Here is a 19,465-nt window from a genome sequence, read left to right as displayed (position 1 = left end):
GGTCCCCCTTGTCTCTCTCCTCTTTCCCGGGCTCGTCCCTGTCGTCCTCCTCCCACCCCCTCGTCCCGTACGGCTGGGACACCTCCTGGGCGGACGCCTTCGCCCCGTACGACGCCGAGGGTCTGATCGCCGGACGGGTCGTGCGTGTCGACCGCGGGCAGTGCGACGTCGTCACCGCGGACGGTCCGCTGCGGGCCGACACCGCGTTCGTCACCCCTCACGACCCCATGCGGGTCGTCTGCACGGGCGACTGGGTCGCCGTGGAACCCGCGGGCGACCCCCGGTACGTCCGCACGTACCTGCCGCGCCGCAGCGCCTTCGTCCGCTCCACCTCCTCCAAGCGCGCCGAGGGACAGATCCTCGCCGCCAACGTCGACCACGCGGTCGTCGCCGTGTCGCTCGCCGTGGAACTCGACCTCGGCCGTGTCGAACGGTTCCTCGCGCTGGCCTGGGAGTCCGGGGCCCAGCCCGTGGTCGTGCTCACCAAGGCCGACCTCGTCCCGGACGCCGTCACGCTGGGGCACCTCGTGCAGGACGTGGAGACCATCGCGCCCGGCGTCCCCGTGCTGACGGTCAGCTCCACCCACGGCGAGGGCCTCGACGTCCTCGCGGCGGTGATCTCCGGCGGCACCTCCGTCCTCCTCGGACAGTCCGGCGCCGGCAAGTCCACCCTCGCCAACGCGCTGCTCGGCGACGACGTCATGGACGTCCAGGCCACCCGCGACGTGGACGGCAAGGGCCGGCACACCACGACCACCCGCAACCTGCTCGCCCTGCCCGGCGGCGGAGTCCTCATCGACACCCCCGGGCTGCGCGGTGTCGGCCTCTGGGACGCCGAGACCGGGGTCGGGCAGGTCTTCGCCGAGATCGAGGAACTGGCCGCGGACTGCCGCTTCCACGACTGCGCGCACCTCGCCGAGCCCGGCTGCGCGGTCCTCGGCGCCGTCGAGTCCGGTGAACTGCCCGAGCGGCGGCTCGACAGCTACCGCAAGCTGCTCCGCGAGAACCAGCGCATCGTCGCCAAGAGCGACGCCCGGCTGCGGGCGGAGATCCGCAAGGAGTGGAAGCGGCGGGGTGCGCAGGGGCGCGCGGCGATGGAGGCGAAGAGGGGTGGCCATCGCTGATCTTTGGCCGCGGGTGAGTGGGGGCTGATCGCGCAGTTCCCCGCGCCCCTTTGGGCGCGGGGCAGCGTCGTGTCCGAAAGCCGCCAGCCCGGCTCCTCCGCGTCGCCGACACTTGATGGCATGAAGGACGAAGACACCAGGTACGAGGCCGTGCGGAGCAGGGACGGCCGGTTCGACGGGGAGTTCTTCTTCGCCGTCGGGACGACCGGGATCTACTGCCGGCCGAGCTGCCCGGCGGTGACGCCGAAACGGGAGAACGTCCGCTTCTACGCGACCGCGGCCGCCGCCCAGGCCGCCGGATTCCGGGCCTGCCGACGCTGCCGGCCGGACGCCGTGCCCGGCTCGGCCGAGTGGAACGTGCGCGCCGACTCCGTGGGCCGGGCCATGCGGCTCATCGGCGACGGCGTCGTGGACCGGGAGGGCGTCGCCGGACTGGCCGTGCGGCTGGGCTACAGCGCACGGCAGGTCCAGCGGCAGCTCACCGCCGAGGTCGGCGCCGGGCCCGTCGCCCTGGCCCGCGCCCAGCGGGCGCACACCGCCCGCGTCCTGCTGCGGACCACCACCCTCCCGGTCACCGAGATCGCCTTCGCGTCCGGCTTCGCCAGCGTGCGCCAGTTCAACGACACGATCAGGGCGGTCTACGCCATGACACCCAGCGCCCTGCGCGCCGGCGCACCCCGGCGGCCCACCGGCCCGCGGACGGCCGGCATCCCGCTCCGGCTCGCCTACCGGGGCCCGTACCAGTCCACCGACCTCTTCGACGTCCTGGCCGCCGAGGCCGTCACCGGCGTCGAGGAGGCGACCGGCGAAGCGGGCCACCGCACATACCGGCGCACCCTCCGTCTCCCGTACGGCACCGGGATCGCCGAGGTCGACGAGCGACCGGGCGTCCGCCCCCAAGGCCGTTCCGGCGGCTGGCTCGACGCCCGGCTTCATCTCACCGACCCCCGGGACCTCACCACCGCCGTGCAGCGGCTGCGGCGGCTGTTCGACCTGGACGCCGACCCGTACGCCGTGGACGAGCGCCTCGGCGAGGACCCCCGGCTCGCCCCGCTCGTCGCCGCCAGACCGGGGCTGCGCTCGCCGGGCACGGCCGACCCGGAGGAGTACGCCGTACGCGCGCTCGTAGGTCGCGCCGAGGCGGCGCTGCTCGTACAGGTGTACGGCAAGCGGCTGGACGCACCGCAGGGAACGCTGACGCACCTGTTCCCCGAACCCGCGGCACTGGCCGACGCGGGCGGCCCGCTCGGCGCCCTCGCCACCGCCCTCAACGACGGCACCTGCCGCCTCGACGTCGGCGCCGACCGGGACGCCGCCGCGACGGCCCTGCTCGGGCTGCCGGGCCTGGACGCCCGTACCGTCGCCGCGATCCGCACCCGCGCGCTCGGCGACCCCGACGTGGCACCCCCGGCCGAGACCGTGCCGGACAGCTGGCGGCCCTGGCGGTCGTACGCCCTCAGACATCTTCGGACACAGAAACAGGGAGTTCAGTCGTGAGCACCGAGCAGCGGACCTACTGCACCGTCGTCGACAGTCCCGTCGGGCCACTCCTCCTCACCGCCGACGAGTCCGGCGCCCTCACCTCCCTCTCCGTACCGGAGCAGAAGGGCGGCAGGGTCCCGCAGCCGGGCTGGCTGCGCGACCCGGCCCCCTTCCGGGCGGCCGAGGAACAGCTTGCCGCCTACTTCGCCGGTGAACTCAGGGAATTCCGGCTGGAGCTGCGCGGGGAGGGCACGGAATTCCGGCGGCGCGTCTGGGCCGCGCTCGACGACGTCCCCTACGGCGCGACCATCACGTACGGGGCCGTCGCCGCCCGGATCGGCGCACCCCGCGCCGCCGTGCGGGCCGTGGGCGGCGCGATCGGCGCGAACCCCCTGCTCATCGTCCGCCCCTGCCACCGGGTGGTCGGCGCGGACGGCACCCTCACCGGCTACGCCGGCGGCCTCGGCCGCAAGCGCCTCCTCCTCGGTCTGGAGGGCGTGCCGGAAGTCGCGGGCCGGACGGGGATGTGACGCCAGGTCCTGGCCGCGGCGGCCCGAGCCCGTCTCGGCTGCCCCAGCCGGTTCAGCCGCCGAACACCGTGCCCACCCACGCCCCCGCGACCAGCAGGCAGGCGAAGAGCTCCGCCAGGACGCTCGAACCGCCCGAGCGCATCGCCGTACGGGTCGCGGCCCTCGCCGCGCCGGGGTGGCCGAGGCGGAGCCGTTCGGAGAGGTAGATGCCGCCGACGAAGCCGGGGATCGCGCCGAGCACGGGGACCAGGACGAAACCCAGGAAGGCCCCGGCCCCCGCGTACACGCCCATCCGGGGGGTCGCGCCGCTCTCCGCCAGGCGCCGGGGCGGCAGGCCCCAGCGGACCGCCCGGGACAGGAGCAGCACGGCGGTCGCGCCCACCAGCACCCACCACGCGATGGGCCGCGGGTCCTCCAGCGCCCACCACATGACCCCGGCCCAGACGAGCCAGGACCCCGGAATCCCGGGCACCAGCACTCCACACAGGCCGAGCAGCAGTACGACCCCGACCAGCAGGAGTTCCCACGCTCCCATCTGCCCAGAGTGCCGGACCGTGGGAGAAAGCGCAGGTCAGTGCTGTCAGTCCCGGGTCACCCAGGCTCGCTCGTACGCGTGCCAGCCCAGCTGCAGCCGGGTCGTCACCCCGGCGAGCTCCATCAGGCGTCTCACCCGGCGCTGTACGGTCCGCAGGCCCAGCTCCAGCTGTTTGGCGACGCTCGCGTCGGTCATGCCGGCCAGCAGCAGGGAGAGGATCTCCAGATCGGTGTCGTCGGGGGCGTCCGGGATGTCCTCGGTGACCCGGCCGGAGCCCAGGCGCAGGGGGAGCGCCTGCCGCCAGACCGACTCGAACAGACCCGACAGCAGCTCCAGCAGACCGCTCGCGTGGACGACGAGCGCGGCGGGCTCGGCGGTGTGGGTGGTGAGCGGGACCATGGCGAGCGTGCGGTCGGCGATGACGAGTTTCGTGGGCACCTCGTCCATGACCCGCACCCGCTCCTCCCGGCCCAGCGCGGCCGACAGCTCGGTGAGGCCGGCGTCCTCGTCCAGGACGGCCCGTTCCACCACCACGCGGTAACCGACGCCGCGACCGGTCGCCTGCTCCTCGGCGGGGTTGTTCTCCGGCCCCGAGACCGCGATGGGAGCGCCGGTGACCATCGCGCAGACCTCCTCCGTGGCCCCGAGCTGGAGCTGCAGGAAGCGCTGCGCTATCGCGGCCGAGCCGATCACCACCTCGACCAGGTCGTGCGCCGCGGGCTCAGCCGCGCTCGCCCGGTACTCCTCGGCGAGCAACGCAGCCGTCAGTTCGGCCTTCTCCAGCTCGTGCCGCCGCTGGGTGAGCAGGGCGCCCAGGGCCACACCGGGGGGCGCGGCGACCCAGCGGCCGGGGCGCGCGGAGGACTGGGCGGCGAGACCGTGCCGCTCCAGTCGGCGCAGCGCGCGCTCGGTGTCCTGCTCCCCGAGCGTGAGCCGGCGCGCCAGGTCCGGTACGTCGGCGGCGCCCACGGACACCAGGGCCCGGTACGCCGACTCGTGGGTCTCGTCGAGACCGATCGCTCCCAGCATCCGGCGACGCCGCCCCTCACTCGCCGCGCCCCTTCGGCGCACTTCCGCGTCGGCCCATCATCACCGCACCGCGCGTCCCTTCGGCAGTCGGGGTCGCACAGCAGCACCCCAGGAACGTGCCGCACACTCGGGCCGACCGACCGACCGACCGACCGACCGACGCGCCCGCACCGCGCCCCGGTCACCCCGGCGCGCTCCTGGACGCCACTCTCCCCTCCAGTTCTCGCATCCCTCACATTTCCGCCATCTCTCCCATCTCCCCCACCTCCCGTCCTCCTCCCGACTCCCTTGTCTCGCACCGGAGTTCGGCATGTAGTCCGACACGCCGACGGGCCGTCGGCTGCGGGGGCCGATTTTCCGGATGCCCCGTTTTCATACGGCCCCCGAGGTGGACAATTAGGGGCATGAGCCAGCAGGGGGAGAGGCCGACCGGTCACGAGGACGACTGGTGGCGGCAGTTGTACGACGACACGAGCGGGGACACGGGCCCCTCGGTGGCGGCCGATTCCCTCGACGACCGCTACGCCTCCGCGGCGAACACGGTCGGGGACGGGATGCCGGGTTCCCCGGGTGGACCGGCTGCGTCGACGCCGACGAGCTCCGCGGGTACGCCGAGCGGCCCGGGTACGCCGCCGGATGCGCGGGGTGCCTGGGGAGCGGTCCCGGGGACGTCGGGAGCCTGGGCGGCCGTGCCGGGCACGTCGGCTGCCAGAGGGGAGCCGGGAGGAGGGCCGAGCCGGACGGCCGGCTCGGGGAGCGGGCCGGGCGGATCGGGTGGATCGGGCGGTTCCGAAGGCCGGCCGTCCGGAGTGGGTGGTTCTGACAGCGGGACGAGCGGGGCGGACGCTTCCGAAGGCCGGCCGGGCAGGGAGGGCGCCTCGGACGCCGGGACGGCCTCGCCGAGCGTCCCGCGCACGGCCCCGTACGGCTCGAACCGCCCCCCGGGCGCCCTCTCGGACCGGGTGCCGCCTCAAGGCTCACCGGGTGCTCCCTCGGACCGGGTGCCGCGCCAGGAATCGCCGGGCGGCCTCGACGGGCGCGAAGGCCAAGGCCGACGCGATGCCCCGGGCGGGCGTGACGGCGTAGGCGGCCGGGACGACCTGAGCGGGCGCGGTGGCCCAAGTGGGCGCGGTGGCCTGGGTGGGCGTGCCGATCAAGGCGGACAGGATGCCCCGGCCGGACGGGACGGCCAAGAAGGGCGCGACCTGAACGGCCGGGACGCCCCGGCCACCCGGCCGGCCGCCCCTCCCGTCCCGGCACCTGCCCCGCCCGCAGTCCCTCCGCGCCCCTCGTCGAGCCCTGCCGCCGCGTCGCCGGTGGATGCCGGTCCGCGTGGGTCGTCCGGTTCCGCTTCGTCCGCCGAACCCCTTCCGCGGGCGTCCTTCCCCTCCGTCCCGCGTCAACCCCTCGACCCGCCGGCCTCCGCGCCCGTGCGGGACCCCCGGCTCGGGGGGCTCACTCCCCGGCCCGCGCCCTGGGAGCCGCCCTCGGCCCAGCCCTCGGGCCCCCTGACCTTTCCACCCGGGCCGACACCGCCGGGCTTCCGCGCGGCCATGCCATGGCGCCGGCCGCCCGCCCGGAGCCCTCAGCAGCCGCAGCCGCCCATCCCCGCGCAGCCACCCTCCGGCCCCGGCGAGAAGCCCTCCCCGGCTCCGGAACCGGCCGACGCCCGGCCCTCCACCCAGCTCGACCTGCCCACCCTCCAGGCGGACGAGGTGTCGCTCGTCGGGGAGAGCGGGCGGGTGCGGGTCGAGTACGTGGGGTCCGGCCCGCCCACCTACGACGCGGAGCCGACCGCCTTGCCGCCCGCGGACCCGGAGGACCTGGGGGACGTGGTGGCGGACACGGTGCTGGACGGCGCGCGCTACGGGGCGTGCACGCTGCGCGCCGCGTCGCTGCGCGGGGACTCCGCGCGCTACCGGGGCGAGCCGCGCCGCGACGCGCTCCTCACCGCCCGCTTCGGCCTCGGCGAACAGGCGCTCGTCCTGGTGGCCATGGCCACCGGTGCCCGGGCCACCCCGGGAGCCCACCGCGCGGCGGCCGAGGCGTGCCGCTGGATCGGCCGGGCCGTCGGGCTGAGCCATGTGCGGCTGGTGGAGGACATCAGGGCCGCCCGGCGAGGCGATCTGAAGTCGGGGCTGCACCGCCTCACCGACCGCAGCCTCGGCAAGCTCCGCGCCAGCGCCGTGGAACAGGGGCTCGACCCGGACGAGTACACGGCGAGCCTGCGCTGTCTGCTGCTTCCGGCCGACCCGGGGTGCCGTACACGCGTGTTCTTCGGGGTCGGCGCGGGTGGCCTGTTCCGGCTGCGGGGCGGCGAGTGGCAGGACATAGAGCCCCGGGTCGCCGACACACCCGGGGCCCCGGTGGTCGGCTTCGGCTCGCTGCCGCACGAGACCCCCGAAGGCGACCGCCTCACCATGGACCTCGGCATCACGACACCCCCGAGCCCGTACGAACCCGCTCCCGCCCCGCCCCGCGAACCCTTCCGCTTCCGCGCCTCCGTGGCCCGCGAGGACGACGTCCTGCTGCTGTGCACCGGCGGTCTGGCCGAACCGTTGCGCGGGGAGCCGCCGCTCGCCGAGCATCTGGCGGCCCGCTGGACAGCCGCCGAGCCGCCCGGTCTCGCCGCCTTCCTCGCCGACGCCCAGGTCAGGGTCAAGGGGTACACGGACGACCGTACGGCCGCCGCCGTGTGGGAGGCCTGACGGAGTCCACCGGCGGGCGGGGAGGGGCGTCAATCAGCCGCACCGGGCCGTGAGTTGGCCTGTACCAGCGCTCCATTCCGGCCAATCAACATCATCGGGGGGCGTGGTCCGGCCCGGCCGGGGTATACGCCGCTCCCACGCCAGTCGTGTCCCGCTGGCATACGGCTGGATCGGCAGTCCCGCATGGGCAGTTGGGGCCCATGGGCGGGTTCGCTCCGGGTTGCCCGGAGAAGGCCGGGGTGCCGGGTTCGTAGGGCTGTGCGGTGCTTTCACGAGACGGGAAGCGCTGTCACACGGTACCGGCAGCTGGCTTGACTCTGTGCGTTTGAAAGCGTACGGACGGTCGTTGACGATTCGACATGAGTGCCGCGATCCGGACGGGGCATGGATCCCCGTGTACGTGTTCGAGCAGGAGGGGACTAGTCATCGGCGTGTGGGCGGGGGTCATGAAAAGGCAGGCGCGAGGGGGCGGTCCCACGGCGGCAGGGGCCTTCTCGGCAGAGGTGGAGGAGACGGTCGGCGACGCGGCGGACAAGGCCGGCGCCGAACAGCTGAGGCACAGACTCGGGCGGGCCGACCTGAGGGCGGTGCCCGAGGCCCGCAGGGCACTGCGGGAACTGCTGCGGCAATGGGGGCGTCCGGGAAAATCGGAGATAGCGGAGCTGCTGACGAGCGAGCTGGTCACCAACGCGATCATCCACACCGACCATGACGCGGTGCTGACCGCGACCGTCTCGTCCGACGGACTGCACGTGGAGGTGCGGGACTTCGTGGGACGCAGGCCCAGGCCGAGGGTGCCGCCCGCCGACGACAGCACGAACGGCCGCGGCCTCCTTCTCGTCCAGTCCCTCGCCGACGCCTGGGGCGTACGGGCGCACGGGGTGGGCAAGGCGGTGTGGTTCGACCTCGACGGCGGGCTGACCCAGGGCTGACGGGCGCCACCGCACGGACGTCGCTCGTCGCACATTCGCACATCGCATGGTGGACGACGGACGACGGGCAACAGGCAACGGACGACGACAACGGACAGGGGCGCGGCTCGCTGCCGCGCCCCTGTCCGATGTGTCGCTCGTACCGCTCAGTCGGCTCAGCCGAACTGCTGCTCCAGGTCCTTGAGCTTGCGCTCCAGGGAGTCGAGCCGCGGCAGGGCCATGGTGTCGTCCTCCGCGGTGAGGTCGACCGTGATCGACTTGTCAGCGCTGTGGCGAACGGGCTGCAGGGAGGGACGTGTACGCACGGGCAGCTGCTCCGGCGTGGATATGGCGGAGTCCGAGGCCACCTGGGCCGCCGGGACACGCTCCACGGTGGTGTCGACCTGGCGTCCGCCACCACCGCCACCGCCGCCGCCACGACCGGGCAGTCCCCGGTGGCCCCGGCTGATCGCCTTGAGGTGGGCACGCTCCAGACGCTCCTGCTCGCGCTTGCGCGACCGGTTCTCCTCCTTCATCCGCTTGTCCTCGCGGACCTCGTCCACGGCCTCGTCCAGGCTGCGCACGCCCTCCAGGAGCATCAGCGACCAGGCCCTGTACGTCTCACGCGGGGCCCGAAGCCAGCGGACCACACGGATCTGCGGCAGCGGACGAGGCACGAGGCCCTGTTCGCGCAGCGCGGCACGGCGGGTCTGCTTCAGCGCGCGGTCGAAGAGCACCGCGGCGGACAGGGACATGCCGGCGAAGAACTGCGGGGCGCCGTCGTGGCCGAGGCCCCTGGGCGCGTGCACCCAGTTGAACCAGGCGGCCGCACCGGCGAACGTCCACACGAGTATGCGGGAACCGAGGGCGGCGTCACCGTGGCTGGCCTCGCGTACGGCGAGGACCGAGCAGAACATGGCGGCACCGTCCAGGCCGAACGGAACCAGGTACTGCCACCCGTCGGTGAGGCCCAGGTTCTGCTCACCGAAGCCGACCAGGCCGCGGAAGGAAAGTGCGGCGGCGACCGCGGCACAGCAGAAGAGGAGGATGTAGGAGAAGGTGCCGTAGAGGGCCTCCTTGCGCCTGCGGCGCTCCTCACTGCGTTCCCATGAATCCTCTGTCTTCGCGTGCTCCCCGGCGCGCTTGCCGCGCGCGAGCACCGCAACCGCCGCCAGCATGCCCAGGAGCAGTACGGCGCCCGGAAGCAGCCAGTTCAGCGATATGTCGGTCAATCTCATCAGGGGTCCCTTGCATTGGGATAGGGCGTAACGCCCGCCATAGTGGCCCAATCCTCGCGGCCCTCAGGGGGTTTCGGGGCAAGAGACCGCCAAAGAAGTGCAATGAGTGACGCCAGGCGGCATTCTGCTCGAACTACCGCGCGAGGGACGGGAGTTGAGTGCGAGTGAGATTACCCGTTCGAGTGGTTCCACGGAAAGTTCCTGCGAAAAGTGAGGAATTTGTGAACCAGCTGTAACCCAACGAGGCTCCCACCCGCAGTGGATCTTACGGCACTTGCCGCGGGCGATCGCCGGGGGGTCGTCCGACGGGTCGCCGCCCGGCGGTGGTGAGGGGCCGTCAACCGGTGGCGGCGGCCGTCAGCTTGGAGATCCGCTCCGGCTCGCAGGTGCGCGGGCAGGTGGCGCAGGTGTCCTCCGGGGCCAGCGTGTAGAACATGCAGCAGCTCGCCCGGTCCCGGGTGGGCAGCGACTCGCCGCCCGGGCCGGTCAGTTCACGGAAGCCCGCGGCGCCCACGTACGGCCGGGTCGCGCCCGGGAGCAGCAGTTCCAGCTCGCGGCGGCAGCGCTCCTGCTCGTCGGGGCCGAGGAGTTCGGCCACGTACCAGATGCCCTCGACGACCTCGTCGGTCGCCATGCCCCACAGCGCGCGCCCGCGCCGCCGCATCCGCGGACCGAAGCCGCCGAGAACCGGTTCTATGTGCGCGGCGAACGCGGCGCGCACCTCGGCCCGCAGTGCCTCCTCGTCCGGGACCACGCGGGCGCCGGGGTCACCGGCCGCCGGATCGTCCGGCAGGCAGCTGAACGTTTCACCGCGCACCACCAGTCGGCTCTGCTCGCGCTGGAACGCCACGTGCTCGGCGGGGAAGCGCGGCACCCGGCGCTGGAGGAACCAGGGGACCGTGAAGAGCAGACAGGCGTACCAGGAGTAACGGTGCAGTCCGAAGGTCGCCACCACGTCCGGGCGGCCCTTTCGGCCGTGATCCCGGAGTATCTGGGCCTCGTCCCACGCCAGGAACGCGTCCAGCTCGGCTCCCGCCGCCGCGAGTCCGGCGGCGGAGACCCACCCCTCACCTTCGGGCAATCGATCGGTCGGGGAGAGTTCTGTCACGCTGATCATGGGCAGGACCTCGGTGAGGCGTGCGTACGCCGCCGTCACGGGCGACCTGCGTGAAGTGGGTGCCGGTGCCGGTGCTGACTGGGGCATACGGGGACCGCCGTTTCACCATCGCTGCCAAGTAAGGCTTACCTTACCCGAGGTGGTGGAGGTTTGAACTGAGGGCATGTGCGCCTATGGTGCTTTACGACCGGTAACAACCCGAGTAGTGACCTAACCGCCCCCATGTACCCCGTCGGCCGCACCGCTCGGCCCACTCGACACTCGACTCGGCTCGGAGGAGGACCCGTGGAGCAGGCCGGAGCGCGACCGCGCGAGGCCACGGCCGTGAGCGCGCCGGACCCCGCCGCCGCTCGCCCGGCGTCGGCCTATCGCGTACCCGCGCAGCCCGGAGTCGCGGACATCGACCGGGAGCGGGGCATCGCGGCCGACGGCGCGGCGGCCCCGGTGCGCGGCGACAGCGGGCCCGGCGCCGACGCCGCCCGGGGCGAGCACACGCACAGCGAGGTCCCGATCCCGCTGCCGCGCGGTCCGGGGCGTCCGGTCCTCCAGCGGTCCTCCGTGCGGGGGCAGATCCTCGACGCGCTGCGGGCCGCGCTCGCCGGCGGGGAGCTGACGCCGGGTGAGGTGTACTCCGCGCCCGCGCTAGGCGAGCGGTTCGGGGTCTCCGCGACCCCCGTGCGCGAGGCGATGCAGCAACTGGCCATCGAGGGCGCGGTCGAGGTCGTGCCCAACCGGGGCTTCCGTGTCGTACGGCGGGGCGCCCGGGAGCTGGCCGAACTGGCGGAGGTGCGCGCGCTGCTCCAGGTGCCGGTGATCATGCGGCTCGCGCGCACCGTGCCGGCGGACCGCTGGGGTGAACTGCGGCCCCTCGCCGACGAGACGGCCCGGGCGGCGTCCTCCGGCTGCCGCGCGACGTACGGCGAGGCGGACCGGGCCTTCCACCGGGGGGTCCTCGGGCTGTCCGGCAACGAGCAGCTGCTGCAGATCACGGACGACCTCCACCGGCGTACACAGCTGCCGTTGGGCGGCGGTCACGTGGGGGTCGCCGGGGGCGGTGGCCGAGTGGAACTGATGGCGGACGCGGCGGAGCACATCGCGTTGCTGGACGCGCTGGTGGCACAGGACCTGGAAGCGGCGTGCTGTCTGGTGGAGAAGCATTTCGGGGTGGGTGGCTGAGGGGCGTCGGCGACCGCGGCCCGGTGGGGGTCGTGAAAAGCATGGGGCGCAGCCCCTGCTTCTCAGGGGCGCGGGGAACTGCGCGACCAGCCCCCACTCACCCGCACCCGGCAACGCACCCGCACGCGCCCCTCGCCGGTCACCTCACCGCACCCCATCGTCACGCCGTCGCCGCCGGCGGTGGTGCCAACTGCCGCGCCAACCACGTCGGTACACCCCCCAGAAGCCGGAACAACCGCCCCGCCTCCTCCCGCAGCCGCGACGCCTCCGGCTCCGTCTCGGTCTCGGCGAGGGACACGAGCGCCGGCGCCGTACCCACGAGGTAACCCAACTCCTCCCGGATGCGCAGGGATTCGGCGAAGCCGTGCCGCGCCTCGGCCAACTCCCCCTCCCGCAGCGCGAGTCCGGCGAGATGCCGCCAGGTGAAGGACTGCAGGAGCAGGTCGTCATGGGCGGTGGCACCCGCATGGGCCCGGCGATAGGCGGCCCGTGCGGCCTGCGGCGAGCGGGCGAGGTTCTCGGCGATGAGACCCCGCCGGAAGTCGAGCAGCGCCCGGCCGGGCGCGCCGGGGGCGATCAGGGCCGCCGCCCGGCCGAGCGCGGCCCGCGCCTCGTCGGAGCGGTCCCGGATCCCGAGCAGCGTGGCCGCGTACGCCAGTTGACCGCGCTCGCAGGCCGCCGCGCCGCGCTCGTCGTCGGTGCGGGCCTGCGCCTCCGCCGTGCGCAGGGCGTCCTCGGCGTCCTCCCAGCCCTGCTCGGTGTAGAGACAGCGCTCGACGAGGAGCGCGGTCCGCTGCAGGGACGCCTGTGGGCCGTCGGGTTCGATCAGGGCGGCGGCGTCGACCCAGCAGGCGCGTGAGCGCAGCCGCCATACCGCGGTCTGGAGTGGATCGTCACCGGCTGTCGTTCCGTCACCAGACATGGCGGTATGCGCCACGTTGCCCTCCCCGAGCACGCCCTTGAGCTTTGAGTGGTGGCGGCATCTCAGCACGAACATCGCCGCCTGGCCAAGGGGGCGGGTGAAAGTATTCACAAAGTCGTGAGTCGCGGGGGCGAGATTGCTGGATGCGCCAGGTGGATCTCAGGTCCTGGCGGCATCGCTGTGCCGGGCGATGTAATCCACGGCGTCGCGTACGGTGCGCAGGTGCCTGACCTCATTGTCCGGGATCCGTACCTCGAAGCGCTCTTCGGACGCGACGACGAGCTCGACCATGGACAGGGAGTCGATGTCCAGATCGTCCGCAAAGGATGCTCCGATGTAGACGTCCTCGATCGGAATGCCCGCGATCTCGTTGACGATCTCTGCCAAGCCGTCGAGGATCTCCCGCTTGCTGCGTGACCGGCTCTCGTCGACCACCTCCGCCCGCTCGCCGGCACGCGTCGCCATGTTGACGAGACGCTGGTCGGGGTGGTTGAGGAGAGACTGGACGACAAACCAGAACGAGTCGGGATCAAGCCAATGCAGCTCGTCGAGTGCCTCGTCGAAGATCCTGCTGTCGTGCGACTCGTGCCAAATCACCAGGGGTGCGAGAATATGCGAGGGTTGCGTCGACCTGCCGCGCAGCACCAGGCACAGGGCCTCCAGGAGATCGGCCAGTGGTCGCGGGGCCAGTTGCACATGATGCTGGTACGCCTCGAATTCCTTGATGAGTTCGCCGGGCGGCAGTGCCTCTAGCCGCGAGACGAGCGCACCGATTCCACCACTGCGCTCTCGGCGCTTCAACTCGCTGTGCCACACCCACAGCGCGAGCTGCTCCGGGTGGGCCAGCGCGGCGGCCGTACTATTCGTCATCTCCAGTCCGGTTTGCGCGGCGACGTTCCGGCAGAAGGAGAGCCAGCTGTCCCTGGTCTGCCGCGGATCGCGTACCGCCTGGAGCGCCATGGCCACTCGGTAGGTCGCATGCCACAGGTCGGCGATCCGCTGTGGCTCGATCCAGCCCGTGAGTTCTACCTGCGCCCGGATGAGCTGGGGCCGGAGATCAGGTGTCTGCAACAGACGCTGCCAGACGGTCACCGCCGGGCTGGGAACCCGTCGGTACGTGGGGTCGTAACCGAAGTGCGCAGGTTGCCACGTGTCGCGCTCTTCCTGGGTGCTTTCGTGGAGACTCGTGACGAGATATTGCTGGGGGTTGATCTCCTTCCCCGAGTTCGCAGCCGTGCGCAGCACCTCGTTGATGGCTTCGTAGAGCCGGATGACAAACTGCCGGTCGTCTTCCAGTTCCGCCAGGCGCTCCTCGTGGCAGGCAACCACGGCCGCGTGGTACCGCTCGGCATGCGGCCCTGTCGCAGAACTGAAGGCCGCTTTGCAAGCGGCCAGCCAGGGCAGTTCTGTATAGGCGAGGTCGCGATTGGTCGCGAGTACCTTCTCCAGGGCCTGTGTGAGCAGGCCGCTGTTCCCGTGCGTCGCCAGCCACTGCGCGCGTCGCTGAAGTTCCGCGAAGTCGTCACCGGGAGCCTCGACCAGCAGCCGCGCGGCGAGCAGTGCGGCGTCCTGCCGGGCTGTCGCCAAAAGCAGGTCTACCTCCAGCGGCACCGCCGCCGGGGAGAGGCGGAGCAGGGCCTGTCGGCTTGCATCACGCACTCCTCTATTGGGGTCCCATAGCAGATCGTTGAGGAGCCGCAGGGCGCGCGGATCGCCGTCCGCCGTCACCCGTGGGGACTGCTCGGCGACGATGCGGCGCACGAAGTCGACCTCGTGCGTGGCCAGTTCGTGGAGAAAGTCCCAGAACGGCGCCTCGTTCCGGCGGTCGAACTGAAAGGCCAGCAGTGTCGCGATACCCCGCCACTTCCAGTTGTGGTTGAGCATGGTGCGTACCACGTCAATGTGCACCAGGTCCGGGGTTCTGATGTCCTCCAGGCGGAGGACGAGGAACTCCAAGGCGCCGCGCAGCGAGGGGAATCCACTCTCTTCATCCATTAAGGCCTTGGCGTCAGAGACGACGGCGGCTGGATTCTTCGACGTCCAGCCCCCGTCGAGGTAGAGACTGAGCGCGAGCACGTATTCCGCGAACCGGTCGTAGATGAAGACGACGTTGCGTACTCCCAATTCTTCGTCGATGCTCTCCTCGAGGATGATTTCCTCGTCGAGTACGCGACTGTACAGAGAGTCACTGCTGTCCAGTTCAGCCGAGGTGCAGCGCAATCGGTCGGCGACGGCGATGCGGGAAACCGAAGTACTGCGAGTCGTTCGCATGAGGCGGGCGACCTCCAGCACGAGTTCGGCCACCGGCCCTTTTCCTTTGAGCGCGGTCGTGTCTGCGACCTGCTCGACCTTCCGTTCCCAGAACAGTTTGAACAGCCTGAAGAGTCGGAAGTCGTCGATGATGCCCATGTCCTGGCCGCGGTAGGCCTCGCAGAGAATGCGCAGCACGAGAGCATGGCGGCAACGCTCGGCGGCCTCACCGCGAAGGTGACCACGGATGCCGAACGCGGCCAAGTACTGTGCAGCGATGCGCGGGAAGGCGTCCGCGGGAAACAGCGGGACGTCCTCGACATGGGTGACCGACGGCCTGATGCCGGTGGGGACGAGGGTCCGCTGGCGTACGTAGCTCGACCAGAACGATGCCCGGTAGAACTGCCAGAAGTCGGTACGACAGGTGATCACAACCTTGAGGCCCGCGTTCTCCGCTTGGCGCAGCAACTCGTGCAGAGCAGCCTTCATGTCGTCCGGCTTGGCGGGAGATTCGTTGATGGCGTCGAGTAACAGCAGCGGGCGCTGGCCTAGGGCACTCACGCGGGCGAGGTCGGCGAAACAGCTCGGCCAGTCAGAGCCGTAGCCGAGTCGGCCAGCGATCAGGGTCAGCAAGCTGTGGGGGTCCGAGATTGGAACACGGGCGGACATCAACAGAGCCAATGACTCGTCCATGGCCCGTTCGGCCAGAGAGCACAGCAGATTGGTCTTTCCGCGTCCCGGTTTCGAGACGACCAGCAGACAGACGCTGTCGTCCGAGAGGAAATCCGTCACGCGGTCCTCTAGGTCCTCGTGATGGAAGTACAGGTCGCGGAGATACTTCGAGCTGACTTCGGCGATTTCCCTCAGGGTGTTCTCGCGTGCACGAGTACGCAGGTTCGCGAAAGGGGTACCGGCTGCGGTCAGTTCCTGGAGATCGGCTGGATCCATGCGGCGGATCTCGTCCGCGAGAACGCTTAGTTGGTCCTTGCGGTCCACTCCGGCGACGGCCACTCGGGCCAGGTCGGCGATGAGGTCCGCCAGCGCTCCGGGGCCCTGTGGCGCGAGCCTGTTGACGAGAGAGGTGAAAAGGGCGACCGCACTGCCTCCGTGTACGTCCAGAGTCCTGGTGAGGTTTCCGTAACCGGCGTTTTCCAGGAGAAACTCCCGTTGTCCTGGTTGGTTCATACCGGGGAGGGAAGCAAGGCTCTGGATCAGCCTGCCGCGCAGGCTACCTGGCTCCTGGTCGTGCATCGTGATGTCCTTCGTCGTCGATCAGCTGATTTGGGAGAGAACGTCCGTGGGAAGCTGCTCAAGGATCCTGCTCATGCGGAAGCCCTCGTTACGGAAGTAGTGTCTGCCGGACGCGGGTTCCTTGAGATTGCCGCCGGCGTGGTGGACCGCGCAAACTTGCCAATTGTCGGTGAGTACCGGTGAACCCGAGGAACCCGGGAGAGTGGCGGTGACATACTGGACCACGTTCTCATCGACGTATTCCACGAAGTTGCTTTGCATCGCGATCTGTTTGGGTTGTCCTCCGGGGTGCTGGACGATGTTCACACGTCCTCCCGGCTGCGGTGGCGCTCCGGCTACGTCGAGCCAGCCCCAGCGGTCGCCAGGCACGCCTGCCAACTCGACCAGGGCAAAGTCGAGGCTCCTGTCGGAGATAAATAGACGGCCGCTGGCCTCGACGGGATCGATCGGGCGGGGATGGCCCGCCGGATCGTCCTCGTAGTTGAACTGGAAGCGGGTCCCTCTGAGTAGATCAGCAGCCGGGAGTACATGCTCGTTGGTGAGCACCAGATCCGGTGAGACGAGAAAGCCTGTTCCGGTCCAGCCTTTCGCTCCCGAACGAACCTCGATGTGGCACACCGCTCGGGCCGCAGTCAGAGCCCGTTCCAGGAAATGGACCGGCCGGAGCGTATTGCTCGTGATGATCTTCTCTTCGATGCCCGCTGCGGTGTCGGGGCCCATCCAGGCGGTGACCTTGGGGGAGGGCGACACAGGGACCATCATGCGATGCCGCAACAACAGGTCCGCGAGGAAATCCTGTTGCTCCTTGCCGGTAAGCGTTCGGACGAGGTTGAGGAAGAGGCCGAGTGCCTCGTGCTCGCGCGAATACCGTCCGTACGACGACAGGTGGGTGACGATCCGACTCGACGCCACGAGGGGCGGGCCTGTGAGGTCGATATGGGGCACCAGGCCGGACAGGCCCGCAAGGGCAAGGGTTTCCGACCGCCCCGACTCGTTGGAAAGGATCGGCATGGATGCCAGAAGTGTGACGAGGCGTTGGCGTTCTTCAAGCGTCAGTTCGACCATGGGAACCTCCCCCGTGACCTCGGCGCATGCCGAGTTCACCATGGTGCCATTTGAAGCGCCGACGTGTGCCTCCCGCGCTCAGACGCGCCCTCTTCACGGAGTTGAAGAGCCGTGCCGGAATGTTGTGGCGAACGGAGTGCGAGGCGAGCCGGGAAGCACAGGTCGCGTCCGGCGAGCGGAGGCTCGTGGAGTGTCAACTCATGCGCAAGGCCAGGAAGAAGTCCAGTTTGTCCTCCAGGCGGGAGAGGTCCCGGCCCGTCAACTGTTCGATGCGGCCCACCCGGTACCGCAGTGTGTTGACGTGCAGATGGAGGCGCGCGGCGCAGCGCGTCCAGGAGCCGTCGCACTCCAGGAACGCCTCCAGGGTGGGGATCAGCTCGGCACGGTGCCGCCGGTCGTAGTCGCGCAGCGGGTCGAGGAGCCGGGCCGTGAAGGCGCGTCGCACGTCGTCGGGGACGAAGGGGAGCAGCAGCACGTGCGAGGCCAGTTCCTGGTGGCCGGCCGCGCACACCCGGCCGGAGCGGGCCGCCGCCACCCGGCGGGCGTGCCGGGCCTCCTCCAGGGCGCCGCGCAGCCCCTCGGCGGAGTGCACGGCCGCGCTGACGCCCAGGGTGAGCCGTCCGTCGTCGTCGAGGCCGGCGCCCAGCGGGGTCCGTACGGCCGCGAGGAGGGCGTCGGCGTGGATGCCGGACTCGGAGCCGTCGTGCTCGGAGGAGACCGCCGGGAGGGGGACGAGGGCGATGGCCTCCTCACCCGTATGGGCGACCGCGATGCGGTCGGAGGGCTCGGGGCCCGTGGACAGCGGGTCGACGAGGATCTCCTCCAGGAGCGCCTGGGTGACCGGGCCGCTGCCGACCTCGTCGCCCTCCCACTCCACCCGGGCCACGACGACCTGCCAGTGCGGCGCCGCCCCGAGGCCGGGCAGCAGCACCGGTGCGGCCACCCGCAGCCGGGCCGCGATCTCGGCCGGGGCCGCCCCCGCCTGCACCAGCTCCAGGACCTCCTGGGCGAGCCGGCGCCGTACCGTACGGGCCGCGTCGCGGCGGTCGCGCTCGACCGCGATCAGCTGGGTGACGCCGTGCAGCAGGTCGAGCCGTTCGGCGGGCCAGTCCCCGGCGTCGGCCTCGACCGCGAGGAGCCAGTCCGACAGCAGGGTCTCGCGCACGTCGCGGGCGCCGGAGCCCGTGCCCCGGCCCGTGCCGCTGATCGGGAAGAGCGAGTACGTGGTGGTGCCGACGGCCACGCGGTGCGGTCCGCGCCGCCCGGAGCGCGTCGCCGCCAGATGCTCGGCGGACAGCCGCGCCCGCAGCTCGGCGGGGAGGGCGCCCCCGGCGCCCCCGGCGTCCTCGGGGCCCGCCACGAGCCGCCCGGCGGGGGAGAGCACCCAGGCGCGCAGGTCCAGGTCGGAGCCGAGCAGGTCCAGGACCACGTCCGGGCCGCCGCCCGCCGGGCCGGAGGTCATCATCCGGCGGTGCCGGTCCACCACGGCCGCGAGGTCCCCGGCGCGCTCGCCGGAGACCTGCCGTACGACGTGTTCGGTGATGGTCGCGAAGGCGACCGACTCGTTGACCGCGAAGAGCGGCAGCCGGTGGCGAGCGCAGGCCACGACGAGGTCCTCGGGGACGTTGCCCAGCTCGGCCTCCCCGGCGGCCAGCGCGGCGACCCCGGCGCCGACCAGGATCCGGACGAAGGGCTCGGAGTCGGCGGCGTCGCGGCGCCAGGCGAGGCCCGTGAGCACCAGCTCGCCGCCGGAGAGATAGCGGCTGGGATCTCTGAGGTCGGTGGTCATCACACCGCGCACGGTGCGGTCCAGCTCGTCCTCGCCGCCGAGCAGCCTGAGGCCCAGCGCGTCGGTGTCCAGCAGTGCGCGCAGGCGCATTCTCGTCGCCGCCGTTCCTGTGTCGAGACCTGTCGGGAACAAGGATGTTTCCGGGGGAATACCAAGAGGTTGCAGAGGGCCTCTGTTCATACGAATCTACAAGATGCGGGCCCTGGCCAGCCAACTCCTTCAGAGTTTCCGTGACTGACCGGGGTGGAGGAGGGCGCTGTGTACTGAGTCCCAGAACACATGAACAGCACATGAACGAGCCGGGCCCGCCGCACACGATCTGGCTCAAACAGAACGAC

Annotated in this window: 15 protein-coding genes; 6 read left to right on the top strand and 9 right to left on the bottom strand. The window is 71.5% G+C overall.

Annotation, left to right across the window (positions count from 1 at the left end; all coding sequences use genetic code 11):
• The first annotated feature begins 8 nt into the window (after positions 1–8).
• The 3 genes from rsgA to ACZ9QC_RS08535 all read left to right on the top strand — a co-directional run bounded on the left by rsgA (position 9) and on the right by ACZ9QC_RS08535 (position 3,136).
• Positions 9–1,124 carry a ribosome small subunit-dependent GTPase A gene (gene rsgA / locus ACZ9QC_RS08545; RefSeq protein WP_472919598.1) on the top strand — a complete coding sequence of 372 codons (1,116 nt, stop codon included), beginning with the start codon at positions 9–11 and terminating at the stop codon, positions 1,122–1,124.
• Between the two features lie 120 nt (positions 1,125–1,244).
• The gene (locus tag ACZ9QC_RS08540; protein WP_472919597.1) at positions 1,245–2,621 is read left to right on the top strand and encodes a bifunctional transcriptional activator/DNA repair enzyme AdaA; all 1,377 of its coding nucleotides are present in this window, start codon (positions 1,245–1,247) and stop codon (positions 2,619–2,621) included.
• Positions 2,618–3,136 carry a methylated-DNA--[protein]-cysteine S-methyltransferase gene (locus ACZ9QC_RS08535; protein WP_472919596.1) on the top strand — a complete coding sequence of 173 codons (519 nt, stop codon included), beginning with the start codon at positions 2,618–2,620 and terminating at the stop codon, positions 3,134–3,136. The genes ACZ9QC_RS08540 and ACZ9QC_RS08535 overlap by 4 nt, the downstream gene beginning before the upstream one ends.
• A 52-nt stretch (positions 3,137–3,188) precedes the next feature.
• Here ACZ9QC_RS08535 and ACZ9QC_RS08530 read toward each other — a convergent pair whose 3' ends face one another.
• From ACZ9QC_RS08530 to ACZ9QC_RS08520, 3 genes are all read right to left on the bottom strand, one after another.
• On the bottom strand, positions 3,189–3,671 hold the full coding sequence (locus ACZ9QC_RS08530) for a DUF456 domain-containing protein (protein ID WP_472919595.1): 483 nt from the start codon (positions 3,669–3,671) through the stop codon (positions 3,189–3,191).
• A gap of 45 nt (positions 3,672–3,716) precedes the next feature.
• The gene (locus tag ACZ9QC_RS08525; RefSeq protein WP_472919594.1) at positions 3,717–4,700 is read right to left on the bottom strand and encodes a helix-turn-helix domain-containing protein; all 984 of its coding nucleotides are present in this window, start codon (positions 4,698–4,700) and stop codon (positions 3,717–3,719) included.
• A 977-nt stretch (positions 4,701–5,677) separates the two neighbouring features.
• Positions 5,678–5,857 carry a hypothetical protein gene (locus tag ACZ9QC_RS08520; RefSeq protein WP_472922003.1) on the bottom strand — a complete coding sequence of 60 codons (180 nt, stop codon included), beginning with the start codon at positions 5,855–5,857 and terminating at the stop codon, positions 5,678–5,680.
• Between the two features lie 48 nt (positions 5,858–5,905).
• Here ACZ9QC_RS08520 and ACZ9QC_RS08515 point away from each other — a divergent pair, with 48 nt between their 5' ends.
• Positions 5,906–7,408, top strand: a complete 1,503-nt coding sequence (locus tag ACZ9QC_RS08515; RefSeq protein ID WP_472921635.1) for a protein phosphatase 2C domain-containing protein — start codon at positions 5,906–5,908, stop codon at positions 7,406–7,408.
• 446 nt (positions 7,409–7,854) lie between these two features.
• On the top strand, positions 7,855–8,340 hold the full coding sequence (locus tag ACZ9QC_RS08510; protein ID WP_472919593.1) for an ATP-binding protein: 486 nt from the start codon (positions 7,855–7,857) through the stop codon (positions 8,338–8,340).
• Between the two features lie 155 nt (positions 8,341–8,495).
• Here ACZ9QC_RS08510 and ACZ9QC_RS08505 read toward each other — a convergent pair whose 3' ends face one another.
• The gene (locus ACZ9QC_RS08505; RefSeq protein ID WP_472919592.1) at positions 8,496–9,557 is read right to left on the bottom strand and encodes a DUF2637 domain-containing protein; all 1,062 of its coding nucleotides are present in this window, start codon (positions 9,555–9,557) and stop codon (positions 8,496–8,498) included.
• Positions 9,558–9,894: 337 nt separating this feature from the next.
• Positions 9,895–10,761, bottom strand: a complete 867-nt coding sequence (locus ACZ9QC_RS08500) for a (2Fe-2S)-binding protein (protein WP_472919591.1) — start codon at positions 10,759–10,761, stop codon at positions 9,895–9,897.
• Between the two features lie 198 nt (positions 10,762–10,959).
• Here ACZ9QC_RS08500 and ACZ9QC_RS08495 point away from each other — a divergent pair, with 198 nt between their 5' ends.
• On the top strand, positions 10,960–11,850 hold the full coding sequence (locus ACZ9QC_RS08495) for a GntR family transcriptional regulator (protein WP_472919590.1): 891 nt from the start codon (positions 10,960–10,962) through the stop codon (positions 11,848–11,850).
• A gap of 160 nt (positions 11,851–12,010) precedes the next feature.
• On the opposite strand, the gene ACZ9QC_RS08490 is transcribed toward ACZ9QC_RS08495, so the two are convergent.
• The 4 genes from ACZ9QC_RS08490 to ACZ9QC_RS08475 all read right to left on the bottom strand — a co-directional run bounded on the left by ACZ9QC_RS08490 (position 12,011) and on the right by ACZ9QC_RS08475 (position 19,217).
• Entirely contained in the window at positions 12,011–12,787 is a 777-nt protein-coding gene (locus tag ACZ9QC_RS08490; RefSeq protein WP_215450023.1) for a hypothetical protein, read from the bottom strand.
• Positions 12,788–12,931: 144 nt separating this feature from the next.
• Entirely contained in the window at positions 12,932–13,237 is a 306-nt protein-coding gene (locus ACZ9QC_RS08485; protein WP_472921634.1) for an acyl carrier protein, read from the bottom strand.
• A 3,057-nt stretch (positions 13,238–16,294) separates the two neighbouring features.
• Positions 16,295–17,338, bottom strand: coding sequence for a trypsin-like peptidase domain-containing protein (locus ACZ9QC_RS08480; protein WP_472919589.1), 1,044 nt, complete (start codon positions 17,336–17,338; stop codon positions 16,295–16,297).
• Between the two features lie 193 nt (positions 17,339–17,531).
• Positions 17,532–19,217, bottom strand: a complete 1,686-nt coding sequence (locus ACZ9QC_RS08475) for a PucR family transcriptional regulator (protein WP_472919588.1) — start codon at positions 19,215–19,217, stop codon at positions 17,532–17,534.
• Positions 19,218–19,465 lie beyond the last annotated feature (248 nt).

The sequence above is a fragment of the Streptomyces sp. HUAS MS02 genome, assembly GCF_055702265.1.
This window is presented reverse-complemented; position numbering and strand designations above follow the sequence as displayed.